This is a genomic window from Streptomyces sp. NPDC059718 (genome assembly GCF_042733315.1).
In the GTDB taxonomy this organism is placed as follows: Bacteria; Actinomycetota; Actinomycetes; order Streptomycetales; family Streptomycetaceae; genus Actinacidiphila.
In genome coordinates, this window is record NZ_JBHWGA010000009.1 from 201,166 (window position 1) to 222,294 (window position 21,129).

Below are 21,129 nucleotides of genomic sequence, written 5' to 3' on the forward strand. Positions count from 1 at the left end.
GGCGGCCTCCAGCTCGTCCTGGGTGGGGCGGGTGCGCCTGACCGTGGTCAGAGGATGGCCCCGGGGGTGTAGGCGGCGGCCTGCGGGTGGCGCTCGGCGACCTCGCCGACCCGGCGTACGACCTCCGCGACCTGGTCCGCGGCCGCACCCGTGAAGGAGAGGCGGTCGGCCATGAGCGCGTCCAATTGGGCGCGGTCCAGCGGGATGCGCTCGTCCTCGGCGAGCCGGTCCAGCAGCTCGTTGCGCTCCACGCCCTTCTCGCGCATGGCCAGCGCGGAGGCGACCGCGTGCTCCTTGATGACCTCGTGCGCCAGCTCGCGGCCGACGCCGGCCCGCACCGCGCCCATGAGCACCTTCGTCGTGGCGAGGAACGGCAGGTAGCGGTCGAGCTCGCGGGCGATGACGGCCGGGAAGGCGCCGAACTCGTCCAGCACCGTCAGGAAGGTCTCCAGCAGGCCGTCGAAGGCGAAGAACGCGTCCGGCAGGGCCACCCGGCGTACCACGGAGCAGGAGACGTCGCCCTCGTTCCACTGGTCGCCGGCCAGCTCGCCCACCATCGACGCGTAGCCGCGCAGGATGACCGCCAGGCCGTTGACGCGCTCGCAGGAGCGGGTGTTCATCTTGTGCGGCATGGCCGAGGAGCCGACCTGGCCGGGCTTGAAGCCCTCGGTGACCAGCTCGTGGCCGGCCATCAGGCGGATCGTCTTGGCGAGCGAGGACGGCGCGGCGGCCAGCTGCACCAGAGCGGTGACGGCGTCGTAGTCCAGCGAGCGCGGGTAGACCTGGCCGACGGAGGTGAAGACCTCGGAGAAGCCGAGGTGCGAGGCGATCCGCCGCTCCAGCTCGGCGAGCTTGGCGGTGTCGCCGCCGAGCAGGTCGAGCATGTCCTGCGCGGTGCCGACCGGGCCCTTGATGCCGCGCAGCGGGTAGCGGCCCAGCAGGTCCTCGACCCGCGCGAAGGCCACCAGCAGCTCGTCGGCCGTGGTCGCGAAGCGCTTGCCGAGGGTGGTGGTCTGGGCGGCCACGTTGTGCGAACGGCCCGCCATGACCAGCTCCGCGTACTCGGCGGCGAGCCTGCCGAGCCGGGTCAGCACGGCGACGGTGCGGTCGCGCACGTGCTCCAGGGAGAGCCGGATCTGCAGCTGCTCGACGTTCTCGGTGAGGTCGCGCGAGGTCATGCCCTTGTGGACGTGCTCGTGCCCGGCGAGGGCGTTGAACTCCTCGATGCGCGCCTTGACGTCGTGCCGGGTGACCTTCTCCCGCTCGGCGATCGACGCCAGGTCGACCTGCTCCAGCACCCGCTCGTAGTCCGCGAGGGCCTGCTCCGGCACCTCGATCCCCAGGTCCTTCTGGGCCCGCAGCACGGCCAGCCACAGACGGCGCTCCAGCACCACCTTCTGCTCGGGGGACCACAGGGTGGCGAGCTCCGCGGAGGCGTAGCGGCCGGCCAGGACGTTGGGGATGCGGGGCTTGGAAGTCACGTAGCGAGATTCTACTGCGCGTCGGCGCAGGTCAGCGCCCCACACCGGTCTATGCGCGTAGCGCCGTGGGCCCATCCGTCGCCGAGCCGACCACCGAGGGCCACCCGGAAGTCCGACGGCGGAGGTCGTCCGGCTCTATCCTTCCGCCGTGAGAACCATGCTCTGGACGGTGCCGGCCGTCGTGTCCGGCGTCATCACCCTGGCCGGCGCCACCGGCATCTTCGTGGCGAAGCACCCCTTGGACATCGCCCTCTCGTGCCTCGTCGCCATCGGCGCCGGGTCCGCGGCCCGATACGCCTGGCGGAAGGCCCAGGGCCCGCGCGACCTGCAGACCGCCCGGCTCCCCGGCGGCAATGCCCGCCCCGGACGGTCCCGGCGCCGCTGACGTCCGGCTTCCCGAGGGCCCGGCGCGCGGACGCAGAGCGGCGGGCCGTGGGTCAGGCCGTCGTCCGGCGCCGCCGGACGGTGGCTCAGAGCTCGAACGGCACCAGTTCGGCGCGCTTGGGCGGCAGGCCGTCGCCGGAGGAGCGGCCGGTCAGGCGGCGGCCGATCCACGGGACGAGGTGCCGGCGCGTGAAGCGCAGGTCGGCGGTGCGGCGGGCGGGCCACGACAGGGGCACGTACGTGGGCAGTGCCTCGGTCCAGTCGAACTGCGGGGTGTGCCCGAGGGTCTGCCAGACCGCCTCGGTGACGCGGCGGTGGCCCTCGCCGTCCAGGTGCAGCCGGTCGTCCGCCCACAGCCGCGGGTCGCCCAGCACATCGGCGCCGTACAGGTCCACGACGAGCGCGCCGTGCCGGGCGGCGAGGTCGTCGACGAAGCCGAACAGCTGCTCCATGCGGGGCAGGAACCGCGTCGCGACCGGGCCCCGGCGGGCCGGGCTGCGCATCAGCACCAGCTGCCGGCAGTTCGGCGTCAGCCGCTCGACGGCCTCCTCCAGCAGCGCGCACACCCTCGCCACGTCGCATTTGGGGCGCAGCACATCGTTGAGCCCGCCCACCAGGGTCACCAGGTCGGCCTCCATCGAGGCGGCGGTCTCCACCTGCTCGTCCACGATCTGCTGGATGAGTTTCCCGCGTACCGCCAGGTTGGCGTAGCGGAAACCCGGCGCGTGGGCGGACAGGCGCCCGGCGAGGAGGTCTGCCCAGCCCCGGTAGGAGCCGTCGGGGAGCGCGTCGGACATGCCTTCGGTGAAGGAGTCGCCGAGCGCGACGAAGCTGGTGTGGGTGGCGTTCATCTGCATGGCGCGCGTGATCCTACCGGGCCCGCGGACCGTCGCTTCAGGCGGCCGGTGCGTGGCCCACGAGCTCCTTCAGCACGTCCTCCATGGTGACCAGGCCGATGCCGCGGCCCTGGTCGTCGACGACCGCGGCCAGGTGCGCGCCGCTGGCCCGCATCGCCGCCAGGACGTCGTCCAGCGGGGTGGCCGCGACGACCCGGGTGATCCGGCGCAGGGCGCCCCGCGGGAAGGGCTGGTCGTGGCGGCTGGGGCCGAGGGCCAGGGCGTCCTTCACGTGGAGGTAGCCCAGGATGCGGCAGGCGTCGTCGGTCACGGGGAAGCGCGAGAAGCCGGACCGCGCGGCCAGCCGCTCCAGCCCCGCCGGGGTCATCCCGAAGCGCGCGGACACCACGCGCTCCCACGGGACGACGACCGCGCGGACCGGGCGGCGGCCCAGTTCGAGGGCGTCCTGCAGGCGGATCGCGGCACGCTCGTCCAGCAGCCCGGCCTGGCCGGCGTCGGTCACCATCCGGGCCAGCTCGTCATCCGAGAACACCGCCGCGACCTCGTCCTTCGGCTCGACCCGCAGCAGCTTCAGCAGCCCGTTCGCGAAGGCGTTGACCGTGAAGATCACCGGGCGCAGCGCCCGCGCCAGGGTGACCAGCGGGGGACCGAGGACGAGGGCGGTCCGCTCCGGGGCGGCGAGCGCGATGTTCTTCGGCACCATCTCGCCGAGCAGCATGTGCGCGTACGTGGCCAGGGTCAGGGCGATCGCGAACGACAGGGCGTGGATGGCGCCCTGCGGTACGTGCAGCAGGTGGAAGAGCGGCGCGAGCAGGTGCTCGATGGCCGGTTCCGCGACGATGCCCAGCACCAGGGTGCACAGCGTGATGCCCAGCTGGGCGGCGGCCATCAGCGGCGACAGGTGCTGCAGTCCCCACAGGACGTGGCGCGCCCCGCGTTCCCCGGCCTCCGCGCGGGGCTCGATCTGGCTGCGCCGGACGGAGATCATCGCGAACTCGGCGCCGACGAAGAAGGCGTTCACGACCAGGGTCAGCGCGCCGATGAACAACTGGAGGAAGATCATCGCGCACCCGCCGTCCCGTCGTCCGCGTCCTGCGGGGCGAGCCCGTTCTGCGCGCGCGGCGCCGGCGAGATCAGCCGTACGTGCGCCGCGCGGTGGTGCGAGTCGTCGGTCACCTCGACCATCCAGCCGTTCACCTCGACGGTGTCGCCGGTGGCGGGGATCCGCCCGAGCCGCTCGGCGACCAGACCGGCCAGTGTCTCGTAGGGGCCGTTCCCGACCCGCAGGCCGATGTGCGCGAGCCGGTCGGTCCGTACGGCGCCGTCGGCGTCGTAGACGCGGCGGCCGGTGCGGTCCTGGTGGATGAAGGCCAGGTCGGGGGTCTCCTGCGGGTCGTGCTCGTCACGGACCTCGCCGACGACCTCCTCCACGATGTCCTCCAGGGTGACGACGCCCGCGGTGCCGCCGTACTCGTCGATGACGACGGCCATGCTCATCGAGCCGGAGAGCCGGTCCAGCAGCCGGTCCACGCTGAGCGTCTCGGGGACCGGCACCGGCTCCCGCAGCAGCGGGGTGATCGGGTGGCCCTCACGGCGTTCGTAGGGCACGGCCAGGACGTCCTTGATGTGGACGATGCCGATGACGTTGTCCAGGCCGCCCCGGTGCACGGGGAAGCGGGACAGCCCCGTGGCGCGGGTGATGTCGGCGACGTCCTGGCAGGTGGCGCCCTCCTCCAGGGCGACGACCTGGACGCGGGGGGTCATCACGTTCTCGGCCGTCAGCCCGGCCAGGCTCAGCGTCCGTACGAACAGCTCGGCGGTGTCGGCCTCCAGCGCGCCCGCCCGGGCGGAGTGCCGGGCGAGGGCCACCAGCTCCTCGGGGCTGCGGGCCGAGGCGAGCTCCTCGGTGGGTTCCATGCCCAGGCGGTGCAGCACACGGTTGGCGGTGTTGTTCAGGTGGCGGATCAGCGGGCCGAAGGCGGCGGTGAAGACGGTCTGGGGCGGGGCGACAGCCTTGGCCACCGGCAGCGGCCGGGAGATCGCCCAGTTCTTGGGGACGAGCTCGCCCACCACCATGAGCACCACCGTGGAGATGCCGGTGCCGAGCACCAGGCCCAGTGACGCGGCCCCGCCGGCAGACATCCCCAGGGCGCGCAGCGGGCCTGCCAGCAGCTCGGCGATGGAGGCCTGCGCCAGCATGCCGATCACCAGGCCGGTGACGGTGATGCCGAGCTGGGCGCCCGACAGCTGCACCGTCAGGCTGCGCACGGCCCGCAGGGCCGCGGAGGCACCGCGCTCGCCCGCCTTCTCGGCCCGTTCCAGGTCGGTGCGCTCGACCGTGGTCAGGGAGAACTCCGCGGCGACGAAGACGGCGCAGGCCAGGGTCAGCAGCAGGGCGACGGCCAGGAGCAGCACTTCGGTCATCGGGACACCTCGGTCCCATGATCGGTCAGGCCGGGGTGGACCGCGCGCTGCAGGCGTGGGCGACGGGACCGGAGACGTGACGGACTCGCAGGGTCGTCCATACGCCCATCGTAGGAAGCGCGGGCGCAACGGACAGCCCGGGAAAGCGGCCAGGGGGTCCGCCCCGACCCGCTCGGCGCGCTACCGGGTGCGCTGGAAGGGCTTGGTCCAGCGGCGCCAGTGGTGCTCGGGCGCGTAGCCCGCCGAGCGCCAGGCGTGGTGGGCGCGCTCGTTGCGCTCGAGCACCATGGCGTCGCCGCGCCGGCCGCCCAGCGCGGTGAAGCGCTCCTCGGCGGCCGCCAGCAGGGCCCGGGCGATGCCCTGCCGCCGCCGCTCGGGGTGGACGGCCAGCCGGTACAGATGGCAGCGCCAGCCGTCGAAGCCCGCGATGACCGTGCCGACGAGCACGCCGCCGTCCTCGGCGAGCAGCAGGGCCTCGGGGTCGCGTGCGATCAGGCGCGCCACACCCTCCGGGTCGTCGCTGACGCTGGTGCCCTCGGCGGCCGTCCTCCAGAAGTCCAGCACCTGTTCGGCGTCGGCCGGTACCGCGCTGCGTATCCCGAGATCGTCCATGAGGGTCAGCCAACCAGCTGCCGGCCCGGGCGGCGAGCGTATTACTTCCCCGCTCTTACCCGTGCCCTTCGCCCGGCTCGTCGCGGCGCAGTTCCTCGATCACCGGGGCGAACGCCTCCATGGAGGGTTCCAGCACCGTGACGTAGCTGAAGCCGAAGCGCTCGCGGGCCCGCCGCAGCTGCCCCGCGATCTCCGCGACCGTGCCGACGAGCAGCGTCGGCAGGTCGAGCAGCTCCTTCTCGTCCAGGTGCGGCGCGTGCGGGGCGAACTCCCCGGCCGCCGCCCCGCGGTCCTCGGTGATCACGACCCGCTGGACGAGGACGTTGAACTCCGGGTCGGTGCCGTACGACGTGGCGAAGCCGCGCGCGGTGGCGACCCGCTCCTCCACGGTCGCGGCGGACAGCAGCCGCAGCGAGCCGTCGTCCTTGGCCGGGTCGGCCTCGGCGCCGGTGAAGGCGACGACGGCCGCGTGCCGTGCCGCCAGGCGCAGCATGCGCGGGCCGTTCCCGCCCAGGAGCAGCGCGGTCGGCGGCGCACCGGCGCCGTCCGTTCCGCCCGTTCCCGTTCCATCCGTTCCGTGCGGCCCCGCGAGCAGCCCGGTCAGCGCCTCGACGGTGCGTTCCAGGTGGTCGGCCCGGTCGCGGGCGGTGCCGTAGGCCAGGCCCGCGCGTTCGAACTCGGCGCGCACGTAACCCGCGCCGAGGCCCAGCTCCAGGCGGCCGCCGGTGAGCCGGGCGGTGGTGGCGACCTCGCGGGCGAGCAGGACCGGGTTCCAGAACGCGGCGTTGAGCACGAAGGTCCCCAGCCGTGGACGCCGCGTGGCGTTCGCCGCCGCGACCAGCGAGGGGAACGGCGCGGGCCAGTCCAGGTGGTCCGGCACCTGGAGGACGTCGTAGCCGAGCGCCTCCACCCGGCGGCACTTGCGCTCCCACGCGTCGCCCTGCGCGGGCTCGAGCAGATTCACACCGAACCGGAACCGTCGCGCCATGACCGCCCCCTCGTCCGCACCCGTCCGCCTGTCGACGACCTTCCCCGCCCCCGGGCCGCTCACTCGTGGGCGATCGCGGCGAGGACGTTCATCCTGGAGGCGCGCAGGGCCGGCAGCAACGCCGCGACCAGGCCGACCACCACGGAACCGGCCATGACCGCAACCACCGTGGTCCACGGGACGGTGAACGCCCGCATGCCCTCCAGCGCCAGCACCTCGTGCGTGACCAGACCCCAGACCAGCCCCAGGGCGAGCCCCAGCACCGCGCCGAAGACCGCGATCACCACGGACTCCAGCCGGATCATCCGGCGCAGTTGCAGCCGCGACAGCCCGATCGCCCTGAGCAGCCCGATCTCCCGGGTGCGCTCGATCACCGACAGGGCGAGGGTGTTGACGACCCCCAGCACGGCGATGATGATCGCCAGCCCGAGCAGGGCGTACACCAGGTTCAGCAGCACGGAGATCTGGGTGCGCACCAGCTTCTTGTAGTCGGCCTGGTCACGGACCTCCACCTGCGGGTAGGGCTTGAGGGCCCGCTCCAGGTTCGCCCGCAGCGTGGGCTTGTCGGTGCCGGGGGCGGCGTTCACGTAGAGGGCGGCGTCCTGGCCGCGGGGGAGGAACCGCTCGGCGGTGGCCAGGCCCATGGTGAGGGTGGCGTCGTCGCCGAGCAGGGTGCTCTGGCTGGTGGTCAGCGCGCGCAGGGTGAACGTCGTGGAGCGGCCGTCGACGAAGCGCACGGGGATGCGGCTGCCCACGCGCAGGCCGTGGTGGGCGGCGTACGTCGCGGAGAGCGAGAGGCTGTCGCGGGCCAGGGCGTGCGCCGTGTCGCCCGCGGCGTAGTCCAGGTTGAGCGCCCGGTCCGCGCCGGGGCCGATCGCGGTCCCCGTCAGCTCGGTCGTGCGGTGGTCGGGCAGGGTCATCAGGACGGAGACGTACCGCACCCGCACCACCTCCCCGGCCCCGCGCACCTTCCGCACGCGGTCGGTGATCTCCGGGGAGAAGGGCGCGAACTGGTCGCCCTGCACGACGTAGTCCGCGCCCAGGGCACGGTCGATCTCGTGGTCGAAGGAGCTCGCCATCGAGGTGCCGGCGATGGACATGCCCGTGACCAGGGCCAGCCCGATCATCAGCGCGCCGGCGGTCGCGCCGGTGCGGCGCGGGTTGCGCAGCGCGTTGCGCTGGCTCAGCCGCCCCACCGGCCCGAACACGTGGGGGAACGCCCCGCCCAGCACCCGGATCACCGGCCGTACCAGCAGCGGCCCCACGACCACCGCCGCGATCAGCGAAAGACCGATGCCGACCCCCAGGAACGTCGCGGCGTCACCGGTGCTGCCGGCCACTGCCGCCCCGCTCAGCGCCCCCGCGGCCACCAGTGTCGCGACCGCGCCGCCCACCGCCCGCGACCGCAGGCTCCGCGCGCTCCCGGCGACCTCGGCGTCGGACAGCGCCGCCATGGGGGAGACCCGTGCCGCCCGGCGCGCCGGCAGGTAGGCCGCGACCAGCGTCACCAGCAGGCCGACGGCGTACGCGGCGACCGGCACGCGCCAGCGGATGACCATCTCGGCGGCGTCGACGTTCATCCCGAACACCCCGAGCAGCCGGATCAGCCCCGCCGCCGTGCCGACCCCGCACAGCAGGCCCAGGGTGGAGCCCACCAGCCCGAGCAGCAGCGCCTCCACCAGCACCGACCGCCGCACCTGCCCGCGGTCCGCCCCGAGCGCGCGCAGCAGGCCGAGCTCCCGGGTGCGCTGGGCGATCAGCATCGAGTAGGTGTTGACGATCAGGAAGACCCCGACCAGGACCGCGACCCCGGCGAAGCCCAGCATCACGTACTTGATCACATCCAGGAAGGTGGCCAGGCTCTCCACCGCCGACTTCGCCTGCTCGGCCTGGGTCGTGTACGTGTAGCGCGGACCGAGCGCGGCGGCGATCCGCTTCTTCAGCACGTCGTCGGAGACCCCGGGCGCGGCGTCGGCCTGCACCGAGGTGGCGACACCGGTCCGGCCCAGCAGGCGCGACTGCGAGGTGGGGGTGTCGACGAACAGCAGGGCGGCGCCGGGATTGGTCGTGGTGAAGGTGGCGATGCCCACGAGCCGGACCGGGAACGCGCCCGGCTGCGCCAGTACCCGCAGCCGGTCGCCGATCTCCAGGTGACGCTTCGCCGCGGTGTCGGCGTCGATCAGCGCCTCGTCGGGGCCGTGCGGCGCGTGCCCGCTGGTCAGCCGGACGGGACTGCGCGGGTTCCCCGACCAGTTGGTGGCCAGGGTGGGCGCGCCCGTGGTCGGGCCGACCGGCTGGTCCTCGGCGTCGACCACGGTGGTGTTGCGGACGGTGACGTCGATCCGCGCGTCGGCGACGCCCCGTACCGCCTTCACCCGGTCCAGCAGGGACGCCGGCAGGGTGCGTACCTGGCCGGAGGCGAACTGCTGGTCCTCGCTGAAGGCCTCCGGGGGGCCCACCGTCACATCGGCGGCCGTCGAGGCGAACAGGCGGTCGAAGGTGCGGTTGACGGTGTCGGAGAAGATCATGCTGCCGGTGACGAAGGCCACCGACAGCAGGACGGCGAGCGCGCTGAGCAGCAGCCGGCCCTTGTGGGCCAGGAAGCTGCGCAGCGTCGCCCGGAGCATTGGCCGGTGCCTAGCCGTGCTTCCGCAGCGCGTCGAACCGCTTGAGCCGTTCCAGGACGCCGTCCGCGGTGGGCCCGTGCATCTCGTCGACGATCCGTCCGTCGCCCAGGAAGAGCACCAGGTCCGACCAGGCCGCCGCGGTGGGGTCGTGGGTCACCATCACCACGGTCTGGCCGAGGGCGTCCACGGCCTCGCGGAGGAAGCCGAGCACCTCGGCGCCCGCCTGCGAGTCCAGGTTGCCGGTCGGCTCGTCGGCGAAGATCAGCTGCGGCCGGGAGGCCAGGGCGCGCGCGCATGCCACACGCTGCTGCTGGCCGCCCGACAACTGTGCGGGACGGTGCCCCAGCCGGTCGCGCAGACCCAGGGTGTCGATCACCCGGTCCACCCACTCGCGGTCGGGTTTGCGGCCGGCGATGTCCATGGGCAGCGTGATGTTCTCGGCGGCCGTGAGCGTCGGCAGCAGGTTGAACGCCTGGAAGACGAAGCCGACCTGGTCGCGGCGGAGCCGGGTCAGTTCGCGTTCCGCCAGACGGGTGATCTCGGTCTCGCCGATCCAGACCTGCCCCGAGGTGACCGAGTCCAGCCCCGCCAGGCAGTGCATGAGCGTGGACTTGCCGGACCCGGAGGGCCCCATGACGGCCGTGAAGCGGCCGCGGGCGATCTCCACGTCCACCGCGTCCAGCGCCACCACCTGTGTCTCGCCCGTCCCGTACGCCTTCGTCAGCGCGGTCGCCCGCGCGGCGGGCTCCGCTCCCGCCTCGATGCCCTCTGTGTCCGCTGCCGTCCATGTCGACACGCTTGCCCCCCAAGATGAGGAAGTGCGTACTTGTCCGTATGCGACCCGAGCGTAGGTCGTCGGGTGCGGTGCCGCATCGTCCCGGAGGGTGAGCGCCGGGGCGCGCGGGCGGCCGTCGTGCGACCGCGAGTTCGTCCGTCCGAAACCGGCCGGCCGTCCCGGTACGTCTGTAGGTGCACCCGGGCCGGGCACGGTGTGGCCGGGACGGGGACGGGGACGAGGACCAGTACCGAGGGGGGACCGAATCGATGGTGCACGCACGTATCCGGACCGGGTCCGGTGACCGCAGGCGCACGCGGGCCCGGGCGGTGGCGCCCGTGGTGGCGCTGCTGGCCCTGGCGCTCCAGGGGTGCCAGGGCCCGGCGGCCGACGACGCCGGCGACAAGCCGTCCGCGACCGCGCCGGGCACCCCGGGGGCGGCGGGGTCGTCCGCGGCGTCCGGGGGGCAGCCGTCCGCGTCGTCGCCGGGCGGGACGGCCGGCGACCCGTGCGCCCTGGTGACGCAGGACGAGGCCGAGCGGCTCGCCGGTACGGCCCTCAAACCCGGTCAGGACCTGGAGGGGACCTGCACCTACCCCGCGCCGGAGTCCGGCCCGACGGCCCAGGTCGAGGTCTTCGCGGGGGAGCCGGGGAAGAACTACTACGACGCCGAGCGCGGGCTCGGCCACGAACTGAAGCCGCTCGACGGCATCGGCGACGAGGCCTGGCTGGAGGACGGATCGGTCTTCCTGCGGGTGTCCGGGCAGTGGGTCGCGATCCGGCTGGTCCGCAACGAGGAGCCCTCCCGGTTCGACAAGCCGCTCGAGGAACTGGCGCGCACGGTGGCGGGCCGCCTCTGAACGCGCTCCCCGTGCGCCCCGGAGCCCCGTCGGGCTCCGGGGTGGATGCGCCCGGGGGCCGCTTGTCACTGCTAGTGCATCGGCGCTAGCTTGAGGGTATGGCCAAGACGCAGTTGAACGTGCGGGTGGACGAGACCACCGCCGCGGCCGCCCGCGAGCGGGCCGCGCAGCGGGGCGTCAGCGTCAACCGGTACATCGAGGAACTCGTCCGGAAGGACGCGGGGGAAGCGGGCCGCAGCTTCGTCGAGGCCGCCGCCGACTTCATGCAGCGCTACGAGTCCGTCTTCGCCGAGGAGTTCGGCACGGAGCGCGAAGGACGCCGTTGACCCTGCAGATCGACCTCGCCTGGCTGCTCATGGTCGCGGAGCACAACACCCCCGGTGACCCCCAGGTGACCGACTGGGGCGCCCTCGTCGCCGCGGTCGGCCGCCACCAGGCGGAGATATTCGGCGTCCCCGTCTACGCCGACCCCCACGAGCGGGCCGCGTGCCTGCTGCAACTGCTGGTCCACGTACCGGCCCTGGAGCGGTCCAACGCGCTCTTCGCCTCCGCGGTCGCCTACGCCTACCTGGTGGCCAGCGGCCTGAAGGTCGCCACGTCCCCCGAACGGGTCCGCGACCTGGCCCGGCTGGTCAAGGGCGGCACCGCCGACGTGCACGAGATCGCCGACGAGCTGCGCTCCTGGTGCGTCTGAGGGGCTACGCCCACTGGCGTCCGACCGGCACCTCGGCCAGGTGCGGGGCCGACAGGTGCAGCACCTCGTAGCGGTCCGGATCGGTGACGTCGGCCGGCGGCGTCCGGTCCCAGAGCGTGAAGAGCACGGTCTCCCAGTGGCGCGGGTCCACGGCCAGGACGGTGGCATGGACGCCCGCCGTGGCGGCGCGCTCCTCCCACGCCTCCAGCTCCCGGGCCACCGGCTCGCGCGGGTCGGCCCCGGCGGGGATCCGGCGGCGCAGGCGGCTCGCCGCGCCCGGCGGGGTCCCGAAGGCGGGCCCCGGACGGTAGGCGACGCCCGTCCAGTGACTGACGTCCGGGCGTCCGAAGTCGTCGACGATGCCGCCGAAGCCGCCCCCGCCCCACAGGAAGCGGTTCATGCCGCCGGTGTCGTCCCAGAGGTAGAAGGGCGCGTACTCGTTGACCGGGGAGCCCTCCGTGCCGCGCTCGCGGATCAGGTAGGCCTTGAAGCCCAGGCCCTCGTAGGCGTCCGTGAGCCGGCCGCGCCCGGCGACCCGGTCGCGGATGACCTTCATGTCGTAGTCGGCGGGCAGCGTGATCCCGTACTGCATCGCGTACATGTGTCCCCCTGGGTGTCGTACCGGTGGGCCGGATCGGCGGAGGGCCGGTGGGGCCCGCTCAGGCGCGCTGTGCCAGCAGGGCCAGCGCGCCGCTGACGGCCTGGTCGAAGGGCGCGGCCGAGCCGGCCGCCCGGGCGAGCACATAGCCGCCCTGGAGCACGGCCACGAGCGCGGCCGCGATGTCGCCGGTGTCGAGACCGGGCGCGATCTCCCCGCGCGCCTGGCCCTCGGCGAGCACGTCCGCCAGCCGGCCGCGCAGCCACTCGAAGGTCTCGTCGAGCGGCGCCCGCAGCTGCGGGCTGGCCACGACCTCCGGGTCCTGGGCGAGCCGCCCGATCGGGCAGCCCCGCAGCACGTCGCGTTCGCGGCGCAGATAGCGCGAGACCCGCTCGACCGCCGTTCCCGGCTCGGAGAGTTCGCGCTCGGCCGTCTGCCGCATCTGCTCGGCGGTGCGGCGCACGGCGGCGAGCGCGAGCTCCGGCTTGCCGGAGAAATGGTGGTACATGCTGCCCTGGCCGACGCCGGAGCGCTGCTGGATGGCCTTCGGGCTGGTGCCGACGTAGCCGCGCTCCCAGAGCAGTTCGCGGGTGCTCTCGATCAGGCGTTCCGACGTCGTCTCCATGCCGGTAGTGTACATACCAGTAGGTACAGAGCGGTGGAGCCGGCGCTCAAGCGGGGCGGCGCGCGGTGGCCAGGATGTGCGGGGCGCTCGGTACGGGCAGGGTGAGGCCCTTGGCGCGCTCCGGAACACGGAAGCGGCGCAGCTCCAGCACCTCGAAGCCGGCCGCCTCGACCGCGGTGAGCGTGTCCCGCCCGGTCCGGCAGCCGCCGAACAGCAGCGGCCACACGGTGCGGTCCACCGCCCACTGCAACGCCGCGTGCGCGCGGCCCTCGGCCCGGCAGTGCTCCAGCAGCCGCAGTTCCCCGCCCGGGCGCAGTACCCGGTGGAGCTCGGCCAGGGCGCGTTTCTGGTCGCGTACGGAGCACAGCACCAGCGAGGCGACCGCCGCGTCGAAGGCCTCGCTCTTGACCGGCAGCGCCTCGGCGACCCCGGGTACGACGTCCACCGGCACCTCGGCGTGCTGCGCGGCGTCGACGGCGAGCCGGCGCAGATGCCGTTCCGGCTCGATCGCCACGACCTCGGCGACGGTGCGCGGGTAGTGACGGAAGTTCAGCCCCGAGCCCGCGCCGATCTCGATCACCCGGCCGGTGAGTCCCGCGAGCACGGTCCGCCGGTGCGCGCCGAAGCCCGCGCGGGCGTCCATCACCGGGCCGCAGCGGGCGTAGAAGCGGGCGAACAGCGGGTGGTGGACGGCTTCGCCCGTCGCGCCGGTTCGGCTCCTCATGGCCGGACCCCCTTCGTCTCGGCACCCCTCACTCCGATTCTGCCGCTTCGGAGCCCGCCCCAAGCCTCCCCGTTCCGGGGCACATCCGGCGTGTCGCCCACCGTCCGCCCCGGGCGCCGTCCCCGGGAAAGCCGTCGGGGTCGAGGGCCCCCAGGAGCGGGACGCCGCTGACCTGGGGGAGGTCGGCGAGGTCGGAGCGGCAGGTCGGGCCCGCGTCCTGCGGCCGACCGCCGATACCGCCGGGCCCGTACGCCTTCGTCAGCGCCGCCGCCCGGCCCCGGGCGGCCCGGGGCCGGACGGCGGCGCGGGGTCAGGCGGGGTCGGCGGGTGCCCAGTACGAGGTGAAGGCGGAGGCGTCCCAGATGCCGCCGATGCGCGGGGAGAGCCAACCGGGTGCCGCCTGCCGGAAGTCGGCGGGGTCGAGGGCGGCCGCGCCGGCGGGCAGGGCGCCCACGAGCGGGGCGCCGGTGACCTCGGGCAGGTCGACGAGGTTGCAGCGGGCGGCCAGGTCCGCGTCGTCCGGCCAGCTGCCGATGACGACGCCCGCGCACTTCAGGTCCCGGGCCTTCAGCGCCTCCGCCGTCAGCGCGGCACCGTTGAGGGTGCCGAGCCCGGCCGGGGCGACCACGAGCACCGGGGCCGCGAGCATCCGTGCCGCGTCCGCCAGCGTCGAGCCCGCGTCGTCGAGACGGACGAGCAGCCCGCCCGCGCCCTCGACGAGGACGATGTCGTGCACCGCCGCCAGCTTCGCCGCCGCCTCCGCGATGTCGGCCGGGCCCACCGGGGCGAGTCCGGAGCGCCGCGCGGCCGTGGCGGGCGCCAGCGGCTCGGGGTACCGGGCCAGTTCGACGCCGGTGACCTCGGGGCCGGCGAGCCGGGTGACCTCGGCGGCGTCGCCCGGCTCGCCGGGGCCCACCCCGGTCTGCGCGGGCTTCAGGTAGGCGACGCTGTACTCGCCGAGCAGCACCGTCGCCGCGATCGCGGCCGTCGTCACCGTCTTGCCGATCTCCGTGCCCGTACCGGTCACGAACAACACCGTCATGCCGCCTCCGCCGCCGCGCGCACCGCCGCGCAGATGCGCGCGACGTCCTCGTCCCCCGTGACGTACGGGGGCATCGTGTAGATCAAGTCCCGGAACGGCCGCAACCATACCCCGCTGCGGGCGGCGGCCCGCGTCGCGGCGGCGAGGTCGACCTGGTGGTCGAGCTGGACGACACCGATCGCGCCCAGCACCCGCACGTCGCGTACCCCGGGGAGGCCGGCGGCGGGTGCGAGCCCCTCGCGCAGCCCGGCCTCGATCCGCTTGACCTCCTGCGCCCAGTCCTGGCCGAGCAGCAGGTCGAGCGAGGCACAGGCGACGGCCGCGGCCAGCGGGTTGCCCATGAAGGTCGGGCCGTGGGCGAGCACCGGCACCTCGCCCCGGGAGATCCCGTCGGCGACGCGCGCGGTGCACAAGGTGGCGGCCATCGTGAGGTAGCCCCCGGTCAGGGCCTTGCCGACGCACATCACGTCCGGCGAGACGCCCGCCTGGTCGGCGGCGAACAGCGTCCCGGTCCGTCCGAAGCCGGTGGCGATCTCGTCGAACACCAGCAGCACGTCGTGCTCGTCGCAGGCCTCGCGCAGCACCCGCAGGTAGGCGGGGGAGTGGAAGGTCATGCCGCCCGCGCCCTGCACGACGGGCTCGACGACGACCGCGGCGAGCTCGTGCGCGTGAGCGGCGATCGTCTCCCGCAGGTGGCCGGCGTACGCCTCCTCGTACGCGGCCGGCGGCGCGTCGGCGAAGACCTGCCGGGGCAGGACGCCGGACCACAGCCCGTGCATGCCGCCCTCGGGGTCGCAGACGGACATCGGCTGCCACGTGTCGCCGTGGTAGCCGCCGCGCCAGGTCATCAGGCGCTGCTTCTCCGGCCGCCCGAGCGAACGCCAGTACTGCAGGCACATCTTGACCGCGACCTCGACCGACACCGAGCCGGAGTCGGCGAGGAAGACGTGCCGCAGCGGATCGGGGGTGATCTCGACCAGGCGGGCGGCGAGCCGCACGGCGGGCTCGTGGGTGAGCCCGCCGAACATCACGTGGCTCATCCGGTCCAGCTGGCCGCGGGCCGCCTCGTTGAGCACCGGGTGGTTGTAGCCGTGGATCGCCGACCACCACGACGACATGCCGTCGACGAGTTCGCACGCGCCCTCGAACGGCTCGGCGAGCCGCAGCCGGACCCCGGCCGCGGACTCGACGACGAGCGGTTCCTGACGGCCCGGCATGGGCCCGTACGGATGCCAGACGTGCTCCCGGTCCAGTGCCAGCAGCTCGCCCGGGGTGAGCGGCTCAGGCATTGGGCGGCAGGTCCGTGCCGGTGCCGCGGCGGCGCACGGCCACCAGGTCGGTGCGGGCGGCACCGGCCGCCGCGGGCTGCGCGAGGTCGCCGTGGGTGTCGCCGTGGGCGTGGCCGCCGCAGGGGCCGCAGCCGCCGCCCTCGCCGTGCGAGCCGCAGCCGGCGGAAGCGTGGGAACCGCAGCCCCCGGCCGTGGCCGCCGCGTCCGCACGGTGCTCGGGCAGGGTCACCTCGCCGGCGCCCTCCACCTCGAAACCGGCGTCCGCGATCATGTCGAGGTCGGTCTTGCCGGCCTGGCCCTCGCTGGTGAGGTAGTCGCCCAGGAAGATCGAGTTCGCCAGGTGCAGCGCGAGCGGCTGCATGCTCCGCAGGTGCACCTCGCGGCCGCCCGCGATGCGGACCTCCACATCGGGACAGACGAACCGCACCATCGAAAGAATCCGCAGGCACCGCTGCGGGGTGAGGTTCCACTCCTTCGCCAGCGGGGTGCCCTCGAAGGGGATGAGGAAGTTCACCGGGACGGAGTCGGGGTCCAGCTCGCGCAGCGCGAAGACCACGTCGACCAGGTCCTCGTCGCTCTCGCCCATGCCCGCGATCAGTCCGGAGCAGGCCGACAGGCCCGCCGCCTGGGCCTGTTGCACCGTTTCGACCCGGTCCGCGTAGGTGTGCGTGGTGGTGATGTCCCCGTAGGTGGCCTCGGAGGTGTTGAGGTTGTGGTTGTACGCGTCGGCGCCCGCGCCGCGCAGCCGCTCGGCCTGCCCGCCGGAGAGGAGGCCCAGGCAGGCGCAGACCTCGACGGCCTCGTTCTGCTCCTTGATGGCCTCGATGGTCCTGGAGACCCGGTCCACGTCGCGGTCGGTCGGGCCGCGTCCGCTCGCCACCAGGCAGACCCGCTTGGCACCGCCGGCGACCCCCGCCGCCGCGGCGGCCGCCGCCTCGTCGGGCTTGAGCCAGGTGTACTTGAGGATCCCGGCCTCCGAGCCGAGCCGCTGCGAGCAGTACGAGCAGTCCTCAGGGCACAGCCCCGACTTGAGGTTGACCAGGTAGTTCAGCTTCACCCGGCGGCCGAACCACGCGCGGCGCACCTTGCCGGCCGCGGCCACCACGTCGAGGAGTTCGTCGTCGGAGGTCGCCAGCACGGCGAGCGCCTCCTCACGGGTGGGCAGCTCGCGGCGCAGGCCCTTCTCGACCAAAGCATTCAGCAGATCCATGTCGCGATCCTGGCGTACCGCGCGCGCCCGGGCCAATGGGGCATCCCACAAGACCGCTCGCTCAGGGTGTGTGCATCACCACACCGTGCGAGACGATCCGGCACACTACGGTGGCGCCGAACCCTCCGCCGACCCCAGGGGACGACCATGACCCGCGACCCGTTCGACTGGATCGACGCGCACGCCGAACGGCGTCGCGCGGCCGGGCTGGTGCGCACCCTGCGCCCGCGGCCCGCGCGGTCACCCCTGCTGGACCTCGCCTCCAACGACTACCTGGGGCTCGCCCACCACCCCGAGGTGACCCGGGCCGGTGCGGACGCCTGCCTGCGCTGGGGCGCCGGCTCGACCGGTTCACGGCTGGTCACCGGCAGCACCGAGATCCACGCCGAGCTGGAGGCCGAACTGGCCGCCTTCTGCGGCTTCGAGGCGGCGCTGGTCCTGGCCTCCGGCTACGCCGCCAACCTCGCCGCCGTCACGGCGCTCAGCACCGAGCCGGACACGCTCCTCGTCTCCGACAGCGGCAACCACGCCTCGCTCATCGACGGCTGCCGGCTCTCCCGCGCCACCACCGAGGTCGTGCGGCACGCCGATCCGGACGCCCTGCGCAAGGCGCTGACCGGCCACGAAGGCCCTGCCGTGGCCGTCACCGACTCGGTCTTCTCGGTGGACGGCGACGCGGCCCCGCTCGGCGCGCTGGCCGCCGCCTGCCGCGAGCACGGCGCCGCGCTGCTGGTGGACGACGCCCACGGGCTCGGGGTGCTCGGTCCCGGGGGCCGGGGGGCGGCCGCGGAGGCGGGTCTGGCGGGCGCGCCCGGACTGGTGTGCACCGCCACGCTCTCCAAGTCCCTGGGCAGCCAGGGCGGCGTGGTCCTGGGACCGGCCCGGGTCATCGAGCACCTGGTCAACGCCGCGCGGACGTTCATCTTCGACACGGGCCTCGCCCCGGCGGCCACCGGCGCGGCGCTCGGTGCGCTGCGCCTGCTCGGGCGCGAGCCGGAACGCGCCGTACGGGCCCGGGCGGTCGCCCGCGAGCTGTACGAGCGGCTGGCGGGGGCGGGGCTGGACGCCACCGCGCCGGACGCGTGCGTGGTGTCGGTGCGGGCACCGTCGCCCGAGGCGGCCGTCGCGTGGGCCGGGGCGTGCCGTGAGGCGGGTCTCGCCGTGGGCTGCTTCCGGCCACCGTCCGTGCCCGACGGGATCTCGCGGCTGCGGCTCACCGCGCGGGCGGACCTGACGGACCGGGAGATCGGCGACGCCGTGGGGACGATCGTCCGTACGGCGCCGCCGCGCCCCTGAGTTCAGGGGCGTTCGGTCAGGCTCCCCGTCGCCACGGCGGCGAGGAACTCCGCCCAGGCCGCCGGGGGGAAGAGCAGGGCGGGGCCGCGCACATCCTTGGAGTCGCGTACGGCGAGCTGACCCGAGAGCGGCCCGTCCCCGATGAGGGCCGTCTCGACGCAGTTGTTCGCCGCCGTGCTGTAGCTGCTGCGTCGCCAATTCACACCTGAGAGGGACGCACTGGAGGTGACGTACTGAGGCAGAGCGTCGGACATGGGGGGTGTGCCTCCTTACGCGCCTTTGCCGATGCCGGAGATGAAGGACAGCGACTGCTCACTCGACAGGGCATGGGAGCGCAACCGATTGAAGGCAGCACCGTACGCCCTGACGTCCTCGTGCTGATCTAGATAGAGACTACTCGTCAAATGGTCGAGAACAACCACGTCGAGATCAGCAATGCGCGGAAATGAGAAGATTACGAAAGGGCCTGTGACGCCTATATGCCCACCGGCCGAGAAAGGCAGCACCTGCAGATGCACATGAGGCAGTGAACCCAGCTCCACAAGATGGCTCAATTGCGCCGCCATCACTCCGGGACCCCCGACCCTGCGGCGCAGCACCGCCTCGTCCAGCACCGCCCACAGCTCCAGCGGCGGATCGGCGCGCAGCACCGCCTGACGGGCCATCCGCACCTGCACCAGGGTCGCGATCTGCCGCGGACCGAGCTGCGGCAGGACGGACCGGGTGAGCTCGCGGGCGTAGTCCGGGGTCTGCAGCAGTCCCGGCACCACCGTGGTCTCCAGGGTCCGCGCCCGGCAGGCGTCGGTCTCCAGGGAGATGAAGTCCCGGTAGGCGGCCGGGAGTTCCTCGCGGAACTCATGCCACCAGCCGCGCCGGTCGACCTCGCCCGCCAGCGCGGAGAGCATCTCCCGCAACCGCTGGTCGCGCACCCCGTACACGTCCAGCAGGGCCGTGACGTCCTCGGGACGCACTCCGCTGCGGCCGGTCTCGATCCGGCTGACCTTGGACTGGTGCCATCCCAGGCGCTGGGCGGCCTCACCGCTCGTGAGCCCCGCCGTGTCGCGCAGACGGCGCAATTCCGAGCCGATCTTGCGGCGGCGTACCGCCGGCACCTGTTGCATGGTGTGTGCACCTCCTGGTTCCGGCACCCCCGCCGGTCCCCGGGCGAAGTCTGCCGCGCAAATACGTTCTCTCGTAGCAGAGTTCACCGCTTTGGGCGACAGATATATGCATATAGCTGTGGTGACACCCGATTAAGGGCACGATGAGTGACACTCTGGCGCGTGAGTGCCGAACGGGGACGTGCCGCGCGGAAGGCGGGGCACGGCGCCGCCGGCCGTCGCGCGTGCGGCCACGGGCGCGGCAGGCGCCGGCGTCCTGGTCACGGCGGGAAAGGGACAGCGTCGCCATGGCAGACCACCAGGAAGCATCCGTCACCCTGCCGAGCGACCCTGCCTCGGTCCCCGCGGTACGTCGCTACGTGAGCGAGCTGCTGGTGGAGTGGGGCATGCCCGAGGACTCGGACCCCGCCGACTCCGTCCGGCTCATCGTCTCCGAGCTCGCGACCAACGCGGTGCTGCACACCCTCGGCCAGTCCCCGACCTTCACCCTCGACGTCCAGCTGGACCGGGACGAGCAACTGCGCATCGGGGTCACCGACAGCCACCCCCGGTGGCCCCAGCGGCTGCCCGCCGCCGTGCAGCAGGACAACGGCCGCGGCATGGTGATCATCCGTCACCTCACGGCGGAGGCGGGCGGCACGCTGCTCGTCACCCCCACCGCCGAGGGCGGCAAGACGGTCTGGATCAGCCTGCCCTGGGCCACCGCGGCCGCCGTCGACTGACCCCGGCGGCCCTCAGTCCTCCCGGGTGAGCAGCAGCGCCTCGGCGCCCATCGGCACGAAGCCCGCCGCCGTGAACGCCCGCACGCTCGCCGCGTTGCCCGGGGCGATCTGCGCCCACACCGTCCCGCCCTCCGGGACGAGATGACGTGCCGCCAGCGCGAGCCGGCGGCCGAGGCCCGCACCGCGCGCCCCCGGATCGACCTCCACGGCCGCCTCCCAGCGGCCCGCCACACCCCGGCCCGTCAGCACGGTGCCCCCGGGTACCGTCCACGCCCTTACCCCGTCACGGTGCCGCAGGGCCCGGACGATCCGCGGATGATCCCGGTCGGCGGTCTCCCGCAGGGGCAGGCCCAGGGCGGCCGGCGGCGGCCCCGGCAGGGCCGGCGCGGCGGTCAGCAGGTCGACGTTGTTCACCGTGCGGTCCAGCAGGCCGCACAGCGCGGTGAGGAACGGCGGATTGAGCGGCGCCGAGAGGTCGCCGGGCGGCAGCAGCCCGTGGATCCGCTCCGGATCGGCGTCCGCGAAGACCACGGCATGGGCGGTGAAGGCGATCACCCCGGCGTCGCGCGGCGCGGGCTGCCGCACGACCGTCACCGAGCCGTCGGCGGGCGGGAAGACGCCCGCGGCGGCGTCGGCGAGGATCCGCATCAGGGACACACCGGCACGCTACCGGCACGTCCGCGGTGCCGGTCGCGGGGGGGCGGGGCCCCCCCGCCCCCGCCACCGCCCCCGGGGGGCCGGAAACCCCCCCGGCACCAGCGGCGGGGCCACAAAGTGAAAACGCACCCCCCCCCCCCCGG

Annotated in this window: 23 protein-coding genes; 6 read left to right on the forward strand and 17 right to left on the reverse strand. The window is 74.0% G+C overall.

The window, feature by feature from the left end; translation table 11 throughout:
• Positions 1-47 precede the first annotated feature (47 nt).
• Entirely contained in the window at positions 48-1,481 is a 1,434-nt protein-coding gene (gene purB / locus ACFV3E_RS13450; RefSeq protein ID WP_500370968.1) for an adenylosuccinate lyase, read from the reverse strand.
• A 148-nt stretch (positions 1,482-1,629) separates the two neighbouring features.
• Between purB and ACFV3E_RS13455 the strand changes: the two genes are divergently transcribed.
• A complete protein-coding gene (locus ACFV3E_RS13455; RefSeq protein WP_500534826.1) occupies positions 1,630-1,866 on the forward strand; it encodes a hypothetical protein in 237 nt (78 codons plus the stop codon).
• An 85-nt stretch (positions 1,867-1,951) separates the two neighbouring features.
• Here the strand turns inward: ACFV3E_RS13455 and ACFV3E_RS13460 are convergent, their stop codons facing one another.
• The 7 genes from ACFV3E_RS13460 to ACFV3E_RS13490 all read right to left on the reverse strand — a co-directional run bounded on the left by ACFV3E_RS13460 (position 1,952) and on the right by ACFV3E_RS13490 (position 10,169).
• Entirely contained in the window at positions 1,952-2,722 is a 771-nt protein-coding gene (locus ACFV3E_RS13460) for an SGNH/GDSL hydrolase family protein (RefSeq protein WP_500534827.1), read from the reverse strand.
• 37 nt (positions 2,723-2,759) lie between these two features.
• Entirely contained in the window at positions 2,760-3,785 is a 1,026-nt protein-coding gene (locus ACFV3E_RS13465; protein ID WP_500370970.1) for a hemolysin family protein, read from the reverse strand.
• Positions 3,782-5,146: a hemolysin family protein gene (locus ACFV3E_RS13470; RefSeq protein ID WP_500534828.1), complete on the reverse strand. Its 1,365-nt coding sequence runs from the start codon at positions 5,144-5,146 to the stop codon at positions 3,782-3,784. The genes ACFV3E_RS13465 and ACFV3E_RS13470 overlap by 4 nt, the downstream gene beginning before the upstream one ends.
• A 180-nt stretch (positions 5,147-5,326) precedes the next feature.
• On the reverse strand, positions 5,327-5,758 hold the full coding sequence (locus ACFV3E_RS13475; RefSeq protein WP_500534829.1) for a GNAT family N-acetyltransferase: 432 nt from the start codon (positions 5,756-5,758) through the stop codon (positions 5,327-5,329).
• 55 nt (positions 5,759-5,813) lie between these two features.
• The gene (locus ACFV3E_RS13480) at positions 5,814-6,746 is read right to left on the reverse strand and encodes a TIGR03621 family F420-dependent LLM class oxidoreductase (protein WP_500534830.1); all 933 of its coding nucleotides are present in this window, start codon (positions 6,744-6,746) and stop codon (positions 5,814-5,816) included.
• A 59-nt stretch (positions 6,747-6,805) separates the two neighbouring features.
• Entirely contained in the window at positions 6,806-9,373 is a 2,568-nt protein-coding gene (locus tag ACFV3E_RS13485) for an ABC transporter permease (protein ID WP_500534831.1), read from the reverse strand.
• 10 nt (positions 9,374-9,383) lie between these two features.
• Entirely contained in the window at positions 9,384-10,169 is a 786-nt protein-coding gene (locus ACFV3E_RS13490; protein ID WP_500534832.1) for an ABC transporter ATP-binding protein, read from the reverse strand.
• A gap of 248 nt (positions 10,170-10,417) precedes the next feature.
• On the opposite strand from ACFV3E_RS13490, the gene ACFV3E_RS13495 reads away from it, so the two are divergent.
• From ACFV3E_RS13495 to ACFV3E_RS13505, 3 genes are all read left to right on the forward strand, one after another.
• A complete protein-coding gene (locus ACFV3E_RS13495; protein ID WP_500534833.1) occupies positions 10,418-11,008 on the forward strand; it encodes a hypothetical protein in 591 nt (196 codons plus the stop codon).
• A gap of 98 nt (positions 11,009-11,106) precedes the next feature.
• A complete protein-coding gene (locus ACFV3E_RS13500; protein ID WP_499510378.1) occupies positions 11,107-11,334 on the forward strand; it encodes a toxin-antitoxin system HicB family antitoxin in 228 nt (75 codons plus the stop codon).
• Entirely contained in the window at positions 11,331-11,702 is a 372-nt protein-coding gene (locus tag ACFV3E_RS13505) for a fic family toxin-antitoxin system, toxin component (protein WP_500370977.1), read from the forward strand. Before ACFV3E_RS13500 ends, ACFV3E_RS13505 begins: the two co-directional genes overlap by 4 nt.
• Before the next feature lie 4 nt (positions 11,703-11,706).
• Here the strand turns inward: ACFV3E_RS13505 and ACFV3E_RS13510 are convergent, their stop codons facing one another.
• The 6 genes from ACFV3E_RS13510 to bioB all read right to left on the reverse strand — a co-directional run bounded on the left by ACFV3E_RS13510 (position 11,707) and on the right by bioB (position 17,190).
• Positions 11,707-12,303, reverse strand: a complete 597-nt coding sequence (locus ACFV3E_RS13510; protein ID WP_500534834.1) for a DUF4865 family protein — start codon at positions 12,301-12,303, stop codon at positions 11,707-11,709.
• Positions 12,304-12,361: 58 nt separating this feature from the next.
• Positions 12,362-12,925: a TetR/AcrR family transcriptional regulator gene (locus ACFV3E_RS13515; protein ID WP_500534835.1), complete on the reverse strand. Its 564-nt coding sequence runs from the start codon at positions 12,923-12,925 to the stop codon at positions 12,362-12,364.
• A gap of 46 nt (positions 12,926-12,971) precedes the next feature.
• Complete coding sequence (locus ACFV3E_RS13520) at positions 12,972-13,649, reverse strand: class I SAM-dependent methyltransferase (protein ID WP_500534836.1); 678 nt, start codon at positions 13,647-13,649, stop codon at positions 12,972-12,974.
• Positions 13,650-13,959: 310 nt separating this feature from the next.
• The gene (bioD, locus tag ACFV3E_RS13525) at positions 13,960-14,691 is read right to left on the reverse strand and encodes a dethiobiotin synthase (protein WP_500534837.1); all 732 of its coding nucleotides are present in this window, start codon (positions 14,689-14,691) and stop codon (positions 13,960-13,962) included.
• On the reverse strand, positions 14,688-15,980 hold the full coding sequence (locus ACFV3E_RS13530; protein WP_500534838.1) for an adenosylmethionine--8-amino-7-oxononanoate transaminase: 1,293 nt from the start codon (positions 15,978-15,980) through the stop codon (positions 14,688-14,690). Before ACFV3E_RS13530 ends, bioD begins: the two co-directional genes overlap by 4 nt.
• Positions 15,973-17,190: a biotin synthase BioB gene (gene bioB, locus ACFV3E_RS13535; RefSeq protein ID WP_500534839.1), complete on the reverse strand. Its 1,218-nt coding sequence runs from the start codon at positions 17,188-17,190 to the stop codon at positions 15,973-15,975. The genes ACFV3E_RS13530 and bioB overlap by 8 nt, the downstream gene beginning before the upstream one ends.
• 147 nt (positions 17,191-17,337) lie before the next feature.
• Between bioB and ACFV3E_RS13540 the strand changes: the two genes are divergently transcribed.
• Positions 17,338-18,486, forward strand: coding sequence for an 8-amino-7-oxononanoate synthase (locus tag ACFV3E_RS13540; protein ID WP_500534840.1), 1,149 nt, complete (start codon positions 17,338-17,340; stop codon positions 18,484-18,486).
• A 2-nt stretch (positions 18,487-18,488) separates the two neighbouring features.
• On the opposite strand, the gene ACFV3E_RS13545 is transcribed toward ACFV3E_RS13540, so the two are convergent.
• Positions 18,489-18,740, reverse strand: a complete 252-nt coding sequence (locus ACFV3E_RS13545) for a DUF397 domain-containing protein (protein WP_500534841.1) — start codon at positions 18,738-18,740, stop codon at positions 18,489-18,491.
• A gap of 15 nt (positions 18,741-18,755) precedes the next feature.
• Positions 18,756-19,607 carry a helix-turn-helix domain-containing protein gene (locus tag ACFV3E_RS13550; RefSeq protein WP_500534842.1) on the reverse strand — a complete coding sequence of 284 codons (852 nt, stop codon included), beginning with the start codon at positions 19,605-19,607 and terminating at the stop codon, positions 18,756-18,758.
• 287 nt (positions 19,608-19,894) lie between these two features.
• Here ACFV3E_RS13550 and ACFV3E_RS13555 point away from each other — a divergent pair, with 287 nt between their 5' ends.
• The gene (locus tag ACFV3E_RS13555; protein ID WP_500534843.1) at positions 19,895-20,329 is read left to right on the forward strand and encodes an ATP-binding protein; all 435 of its coding nucleotides are present in this window, start codon (positions 19,895-19,897) and stop codon (positions 20,327-20,329) included.
• A 12-nt stretch (positions 20,330-20,341) separates the two neighbouring features.
• Here the strand turns inward: ACFV3E_RS13555 and ACFV3E_RS13560 are convergent, their stop codons facing one another.
• On the reverse strand, positions 20,342-20,977 hold the full coding sequence (locus ACFV3E_RS13560; protein WP_500534861.1) for a GNAT family N-acetyltransferase: 636 nt from the start codon (positions 20,975-20,977) through the stop codon (positions 20,342-20,344).
• Between the last annotated feature and the right edge of the window lie 152 nt (positions 20,978-21,129).

Coding starts and splice junctions, on each gene's coding strand:
- ACFV3E_RS13495 (WP_500534833.1), top strand. CDS start 10,418: ATGGTGCACGCACGTATCCGGACCGGGTCCGGTGACCGCAGGCGCACG.
- ACFV3E_RS13475 (WP_500534829.1), bottom strand. CDS start 5,758: ATGGACGATCTCGGGATACGCAGCGCGGTACCGGCCGACGCCGAACAG.
- ACFV3E_RS13465 (WP_500370970.1), bottom strand. CDS start 3,785: ATGATCTTCCTCCAGTTGTTCATCGGCGCGCTGACCCTGGTCGTGAAC.
- ACFV3E_RS13515 (WP_500534835.1), bottom strand. CDS start 12,925: ATGGAGACGACGTCGGAACGCCTGATCGAGAGCACCCGCGAACTGCTC.
- ACFV3E_RS13555 (WP_500534843.1), top strand. CDS start 19,895: ATGGCAGACCACCAGGAAGCATCCGTCACCCTGCCGAGCGACCCTGCC.
- bioB (WP_500534839.1), bottom strand. CDS start 17,190: ATGGATCTGCTGAATGCTTTGGTCGAGAAGGGCCTGCGCCGCGAGCTG.
- ACFV3E_RS13510 (WP_500534834.1), bottom strand. CDS start 12,303: ATGTACGCGATGCAGTACGGGATCACGCTGCCCGCCGACTACGACATG.
- ACFV3E_RS13480 (WP_500534830.1), bottom strand. CDS start 6,746: ATGGCGCGACGGTTCCGGTTCGGTGTGAATCTGCTCGAGCCCGCGCAG.
- ACFV3E_RS13550 (WP_500534842.1), bottom strand. CDS start 19,607: ATGCAACAGGTGCCGGCGGTACGCCGCCGCAAGATCGGCTCGGAATTG.
- ACFV3E_RS13545 (WP_500534841.1), bottom strand. CDS start 18,740: ATGTCCGACGCTCTGCCTCAGTACGTCACCTCCAGTGCGTCCCTCTCA.
- bioD (WP_500534837.1), bottom strand. CDS start 14,691: ATGACGGTGTTGTTCGTGACCGGTACGGGCACGGAGATCGGCAAGACG.
- ACFV3E_RS13540 (WP_500534840.1), top strand. CDS start 17,338: ATGACCCGCGACCCGTTCGACTGGATCGACGCGCACGCCGAACGGCGT.
- ACFV3E_RS13470 (WP_500534828.1), bottom strand. CDS start 5,146: ATGACCGAAGTGCTGCTCCTGGCCGTCGCCCTGCTGCTGACCCTGGCC.
- ACFV3E_RS13560 (WP_500534861.1), bottom strand. CDS start 20,977: ATGCGGATCCTCGCCGACGCCGCCGCGGGCGTCTTCCCGCCCGCCGAC.
- ACFV3E_RS13460 (WP_500534827.1), bottom strand. CDS start 2,722: ATGCAGATGAACGCCACCCACACCAGCTTCGTCGCGCTCGGCGACTCC.
- ACFV3E_RS13520 (WP_500534836.1), bottom strand. CDS start 13,649: ATGAGGAGCCGAACCGGCGCGACGGGCGAAGCCGTCCACCACCCGCTG.
- ACFV3E_RS13485 (WP_500534831.1), bottom strand. CDS start 9,373: ATGCTCCGGGCGACGCTGCGCAGCTTCCTGGCCCACAAGGGCCGGCTG.
- ACFV3E_RS13530 (WP_500534838.1), bottom strand. CDS start 15,980: ATGCCTGAGCCGCTCACCCCGGGCGAGCTGCTGGCACTGGACCGGGAG.
- ACFV3E_RS13500 (WP_499510378.1), top strand. CDS start 11,107: ATGGCCAAGACGCAGTTGAACGTGCGGGTGGACGAGACCACCGCCGCG.